At 56.2% G+C, this 6,452-nt stretch carries 3 protein-coding genes and 2 pseudogenes; 2 read left to right on the top strand and 3 right to left on the bottom strand.

Annotated elements, in window-relative coordinates; all coding sequences use genetic code 11:
- Positions 1-303 (top strand): annotated as a pseudogene (locus tag SOP97_RS14495) (group II intron reverse transcriptase/maturase); the annotation flags it as partial.
- 72 nt (positions 304-375) lie between these two features.
- Positions 376-834, top strand: a pseudogene (locus tag SOP97_RS14500) (IS5 family transposase); the annotation flags it as partial.
- A 445-nt stretch (positions 835-1,279) separates the two neighbouring features.
- Here SOP97_RS14500 and SOP97_RS14505 read toward each other — a convergent pair.
- The 3 genes from SOP97_RS14505 to SOP97_RS14515 form a co-directional block, all read right to left on the bottom strand.
- Complete coding sequence (locus SOP97_RS14505) at positions 1,280-1,891, bottom strand: helix-turn-helix domain-containing protein (protein WP_322949784.1); 612 nt, start codon at positions 1,889-1,891, stop codon at positions 1,280-1,282.
- Positions 1,892-3,105: 1,214 nt separating this feature from the next.
- On the bottom strand, positions 3,106-5,832 hold the full coding sequence (locus SOP97_RS14510; RefSeq protein ID WP_322949786.1) for a LuxR C-terminal-related transcriptional regulator: 2,727 nt from the start codon (positions 5,830-5,832) through the stop codon (positions 3,106-3,108).
- A 295-nt stretch (positions 5,833-6,127) separates the two neighbouring features.
- A partial coding sequence (locus SOP97_RS14515; protein WP_322949788.1) for a group II intron maturase-specific domain-containing protein occupies positions 6,128-6,452 on the bottom strand: 325 nt, incomplete at its 5' end.

The raw sequence follows: 6,452 nt of genomic DNA on the forward strand, positions 1-6,452 counted from the left end.
CAGATTTGGCAAGTGTTATGGCGCTGGGCAGTTCGTCGGCACGCCATGAAAAATGCCCATTGGGTAAAACAACGCTACTTTCGTGTCGTAGGTCAACGGCACTGGGCTTTCGCCACCCAGGAGAAAGCGCGCGGCTTGAGTCAACCTGCTTGGCTGTATGCCGCCGCCAGTGTTTCGATTGTGCGGCATATCAAAATATGCAGTGCAGCGAACCCGTTCGATCCAGCATGGACGTTTTACCTTGAGCGCCGAAGAGCGCATCGTCAGGTTACCCAGTCTTACTCAGGCTGCTGGAAGGCTTGAGCCGTATGAGGGGTGACTCTCACGTACGGTTCTTAGGGGAGACAGGGGTGGTAACACCCCTGTTTTACCCGACTGAAGGCCCACATCGGCGCCGATGCCGAGTCCGGCCTGGTGCACAGCGTGGTAGGGACGGCAGCCAATGTTGCAGACGTTACCCAGGTCGACAAGCTGCTGCACGGTGAGGAAAACATGGTGGGTGCCGACGCGGGTTACACCGGCGTCGAGAAGCGCCCGGAACATGAAGGCCGGGAGGTGATCTGGCAGATCGCGGCCCGCCGCAGTACGTACAAGAAGCTGAGTAAGCGCAGCGCGCTGTACAAAGCCAAGCGCAAGATCGAGAAATCCAAGGCCCAGGTGCGCGCCAAAGTCGAGCACCCGTTCCAGGTGATCAAGCGCCAATTCGGCTACGTGAAGACACGCTTCCGTGGCCTGGCGAAGAACACCGCGCAGTTGGTGACACTGTTCGCGCTGTCGAACCTGTGGATGGCGCGCCGACATTTGCTGACGAATGCAGGAGAGGTGCGTCTGTAATGCGGGAAATGGCCGGCGCGAGGTGCTCGCGCCGGCTATAAATCCGGAAAGAGGGGATGATTTGATCGTTTTTTAGCCGAATCACCGTTTTGAAATCGGCAAGGGCTGGAGTCAGCCAGAAATACCTGACTACTTCAGACCATCCTTAGGGGGATTTTTAAGATTCCTAGCTTGGGCTTACTGAGATGAGCGCTTTAACGATTTGTGCGATCAGTGATGCCTACGCATCCACATCACGACGCCCTGAAGAGGAGCGGTCGCAAAAGTCATCGAGCTCTCTGTGCTACTGCATTTGATCCGCGTCAGGGCTGTAATTGAATCGTATCTAGCTATAGATACTTTGACCGGCTGCTATTGGCCGAAAACCGACGAGAGCCATTGGCGGCTAACCGCTGTAGAGCGGTCAACCGCACACTCAGATACAGCTCACACCGAGCTGTTTACCCTAGCCAACAGGCCGTAGCTTCGAACGAATATTCTCGGGCATGCCATTCCAAGCAGCTTCATAACGCTCATTCGTAGCTGCCTGGTAGTGCTGCACGTTAAAGTTTGTAGCGTTGTCATGCAGGTGATTTACATTCACCTGAAGCCTCTCGATATGAATGATCTTGGCTCCCGCCAAGTCGCCGGTAACGAGCACATTTTTTAGATCAGCGACTGCATGCTGGACACTACTTGGCAGGTAGTCCCAGGTTGCTACAGCGGCGGGTCTGCCATCCTGGTTGGTGATTTCAACCTTTTCACGGAGCTGATAATGGTTCGAGCGACCACGTTTTTCCTTGGTGATGAAGCCATGTAATTCTAGGGTCTTCAGCTCTCGCTTTACCTGCGCAACAGAGATTCCCGCCTTTTCCGAAATCAGCTCGATTCGCGGCCATGAATCTCCTGTGCGGTAGTTAACATAAGCCTTGATCACCAGGTATACGCAGATCGCATAAGGGCCGATCTTTGCGACATCACCACCACGGATCATTGATACGAAAACATGAAACCAGTGTGTTTCCGCCGCAAAAAGCTCTGCCTGATTATCAGTGCAACACTTCACAGCCGCGTTCACTGAACACCTCCAGTGGGCATAGCTTGGCATGAAAGCCGTGGCTGAGCAGCAGCCCTCCGCTTGGATATTTGCTGCGCTTTCGTTGGGCGGCCTCGCCTAGCTCCAGGCTCTTGCTGCACATGGATCAATGAGTTCGGGGAGCGGTGATCCACATGTACTGACAGCCAGAGCTCGACATCCTCGCGCCGCCACAGCAAGCGCTTCGTACCCGGTAAACGGCAGATTGGCGGGAGCGATAAGGGATTCCGGGACACATCGCTTCGGATGCTGGTGACAGATTTGTGTAGGAAAGTTGCTAGGTCATCAACGGTAAGTAAAGGTGCTATAGGCATACACAATCCTCCCCCAGCGACCATAATTCGCTGGGATTGGATGAGTACGCGACAGCTATAGCGCAGATCGTTACCACCCGTTCGCCTGGCAGGCTTTTGCCGAGTGTGAGCGCCCTATAGCGGGGTTGTGCCCGCATCTACCATTGCTCTCCAGGGCAACTCATCAATTGTCTTCCGGCCTCATCAAAACCGGTGATGAACTGCTTCCTGGCGATTGCCTTATACAGGCATCCTCTCTTCCGATTCTGATATGTACGCTTCTAACAGAATCGGTGCCGAACGGTTCGTAAGCCCTGCTTCTCAGTCGCTTTCCACTTGCCAAGTGGTGGCGTTTTTTAAGTAGTGCATTGCTTTTTTGTTGACGTTCCTCGGCGCAACTACGAAGCACACTATCACAGATGTCAGCATTGTGAAGCGGTCAAGGGAGCGTTCACGCAGGTCACGCGCACAAAGTCTCAGAATTCACACGGCACAAATTTGGCACACTCGCGACGCAAAACATTGCAATACCACGCTAACAAACGCACAACACTGCAACATCACAACTCACTGATTTAAAAGGAAAATAACAAATAAACACTTAAAAACCAGAGACTTCCTCACTCAGTAATGATTGCAGTTGCACTGCAAAGGCCCGACGGGGAAGGTTTCGCGGATTAGCGCAGGTTGAGCGGTTTGCATGAAAACTCCAGCATATTCATGACACGGTTACGGCACGCCAACGTAAAACACTGGGTCACTTTGGTTCTTGCAGTGGCATGCTCAAACAAGGGCAAAGGGTGGCGCCAACCACCTCGTGGATTCAATAGCCAAGCTGCAATATAGGCCCGCCCCTGCTGTGCAAGCCACCAAGACGGAATCGCAACCTAACGGGCAGTTGAATCAGTGCAGCAGCCCCAGGCTCTTGGCTCGCGCCACGGCTTGGGTACGCCGCTCGACCCCGAGCTTGCTATTGATGTGCCGCGCGTGAGTTTTTACCGTATGCAACGAGATAAACAAACGCTCACTGATTTGCTGATTGGAACAGCCTTGGGCGATCAACTCCAAAACCCCCTGCTCACGCGCGCTCAGTGCATCGACGAGCGCAGCATCATCCTCTTCAGGAGCGGTCACCTGTTTAGTACGCGGTAGATGCTGCAGCAAGGCGTCAATCAAGGGGGTTGCATCCAGTGCCAGCAGTTGTCCACGCAGCCACTCGGGGTGCTGGCTCAACACGTCGAAGAAGGGCAGCAGACCACCACCTGCGGCGCTCTGCAAAGCACTGCCCAAGAGTTGCTGCGCTTCACGCTCACGTCCGCCATCCCGCAGCATGGCCGTCAGCTGCATCTGCGCAATGGCCGCCAGCAGCTGACCACCCGCGTTATGTGCCAGCTGGCTAAGCCCACGCAAGCGCCGCTCAGCCTGTTCTTTTTCACCCTGCAAACGCTCGTAGGTAGCCAGGTGTAACTGGATATACAGCGGTAGCTGTGGGTGAAATTCTGGCGCGGCAGCCGCCTGCTCGCCGCCATAGGTATCCAGCAGGCGGCTCAACCAGACACTGGCCAATTCATGCTGATCCTGGCGTAACCAAAGCTCACATTTAGTCAGGGTGATCATCGCCAGGTAATAGATCGGTGGAATATCCCAGATATGCATCAACCGCTCGGCCTCGGCCAAATGGGCAAATGCCTCCGACAAGTTGCCACTGCGACCCTCCAGGCTGGCCAGCACGCAGTAACCGATCAGCACACTGATATCACGGCAATTACGCGCCTCAGCAATTCCGGCCAGAAGCTTCTGCCGTGCCTGCTCCGGCTGCAGGCGCAAGCTCAGCAGATGGCCTTCATACAGGGTCAATCGTCCGCGCACCGCGTATTGTCGCCGCACCGGCAAATTATCAAGACGCTGCAGGCCCATGCGGACTTCATCCAGCGCCCGGAGTACCTCCCCCCGAGCTTGCAGAACTCGCGCCCTGTCGTAATGGGCCAGGGCTTCAAATAGTGGGTTGCCGACCCGCTGTGCCAGCTCCAACGCCTCACGATTCAGCCCGCGTGCGCGCCATAGGTCTCCGTGCACAATCGCCAGGTTGGCCAGACTGGACAGGCACATCAGCCGCTGACCATAACGCTCCAGTGGCAGACAACTCAGCGCTTCACTGCAATAGGCCTGCGCCTTGGCACTGTCGCCACGACCGCGGGCAATCACACCGCTCAGAGCGAGCCATTGCGCCAACAACCCCTCCTGCTCAGCGCTGTCACGTGCAGGCAAAAAGCTCCCCAGCTGAACAAGAAGCTCTTCGGCTGCATCCAGCTGGCAAGCCAACGCCAATGCCCAACCGTATAACAGAATCAAACGCGGGGTACTGGTCAGCAAACTGTCGGGCAAATCCATCTTCCAGCGCAGCAACGTGGCGACGTTCTGCTCAGCCAGAAGCTGCTCCTCGGAAAGGTTCTGCACCAGGTTAGCCGCCACATCGGGCTGACCAGCCCGTAGCGCCTGCTCAATGGCTTCATCCAGCAGCCCTTGGCCGCTGAACCAGCGACACGCGCGTAGATGCAAACCGGTCGACGGCTGCGGACGGCTGCGCAGCAAGTCGGAAAATAGATGGTGATAGCGAAACCATTTACCCTGCTCATCCAGCGGTACCAGAAAAACCTGATGTGCTTGTAGATGGCGAAGAATCGCAGCACTGTCATGGGCATCGCGCAGGGCATCACAGAGCTCGGCGCAGAAGCGTTCCTGGCTGGCCGTCTCATAGAGAAAGGCTTGCACCTCTGCGGGCTGCCGTTCGATTACTTCCTCCAGCAGATAGTCATGAATGAGTCCATCACCGCCCTGAGCCAACGTCGACAGCACGCCAGATGCCTGCGCCTCACTGGCAGCCAGTGACCATAAGCGCAAGCCAGCCACCCACCCCTCGCTGCGCAGGAGCAGGACCGCTAGCGCCTCTGCGGACAATTCTGAACCCTGCAAGGCAAGCAATTCGGTACTTTCGCTGTCGCTAAGACGTAGGTCCTGCTCGTGCAACTCCAACAGCTGCCGCGATAGGCGCAAACGCGACAAGTGCCAATCCGGGCGCTGGCGACTGGTTACTAACATCACCAGCCCTGGCGGCAGGTGATTTAGAAAAAACTGCAGGCAACGATCGAGAACTGGGCCTTGGGCCAAATGGTAATCGTCCAACACCAGTAACAGCGGCTGTTGTGGATCAAGGCGCAGTGTCAGCTCATCGAGCAGGCCATCGAGCCACTCTTCGAAAGCAAACGGTTGATGCCGCTGGCGCAAACGTAATAACCCCAGCGCGTCCTTGCCGACACCGGGGTAGAACGGTTGCAGGCCACTGAGCAAGCGTTCAAGAAAACGCCCGGGGTCACTGTCGCGCGAGCTCAAACCCAGCCACAGGCTTTGCCACTGCTCGGGCAAATGCTCACAAAACTCAATGGCCAGTGAGCTTTTACCAAACCCAGCCGGCGCGCTAACCAACAGTAGACGCCCCGCCAAGCCACCCAGCAAACGCTCACAAAGCGCCGGACGCGCTACATAACGGACGGGTAGCGGCGGCCGATAGAAGTGCCCGCCCAATACATTGGGCGCGGCAACTAAGCCAGAAATCGAATACAGATCAGTCATCAGCTGGTTTCTTATAGGCGTCTGTCAGGGCACTACCGATATCTAGGAGACTAGCGACTTGGTACACACATTTGAAGCCCTTGCGGCGATCAGGCGGAAAACAGTAATGATTAGTCATACATAGGCTGCATTTCTATCAGAATCGTGCAGCTATACAGAAATTGAGGAAACACTTTTACGCCTTCAAGTGAAGGCGCTCAGGTTGGTCGTTTGAGATACCAAGGATCGGGTAGGAGGCGGCCTCACGGCCGCCGTCCTCCCACACCACCGTGCGTACGGTTCCGTACACGGCGGTTCAGGCCATGCGGTTAAGCCGATTGATCGTATCCAGTATCGAGACCAGTCCAAGTCTGTCCCATAGCTTCTTCGGCAGCGCCTGATTCATATGCGGCGCTCCTGAGTTCCACCACGGGCCTCGGCCATTGAAGGCCGACTTGCAGGCACGCTCCTCGCTCAATCCCAGGCGCATCAGGTTGCGCGCCCTCGTAGAGGGCTGCTTCCATTGCCGCCAGATGACACAGCGAAGTTTGTGCCTGACCCAGCCATCCAGCTCTTCCAGTGGACGCTTGCTCTGGCTGAGCTTGAAGTAGCCTGCCCAGCCTCGCAGCACCGGGTTTACC

The organism is Pseudomonas spirodelae (assembly GCF_034653255.1).
GTDB classification, from domain to species: domain Bacteria; phylum Pseudomonadota; class Gammaproteobacteria; order Pseudomonadales; family Pseudomonadaceae; genus Aquipseudomonas; species Aquipseudomonas spirodelae.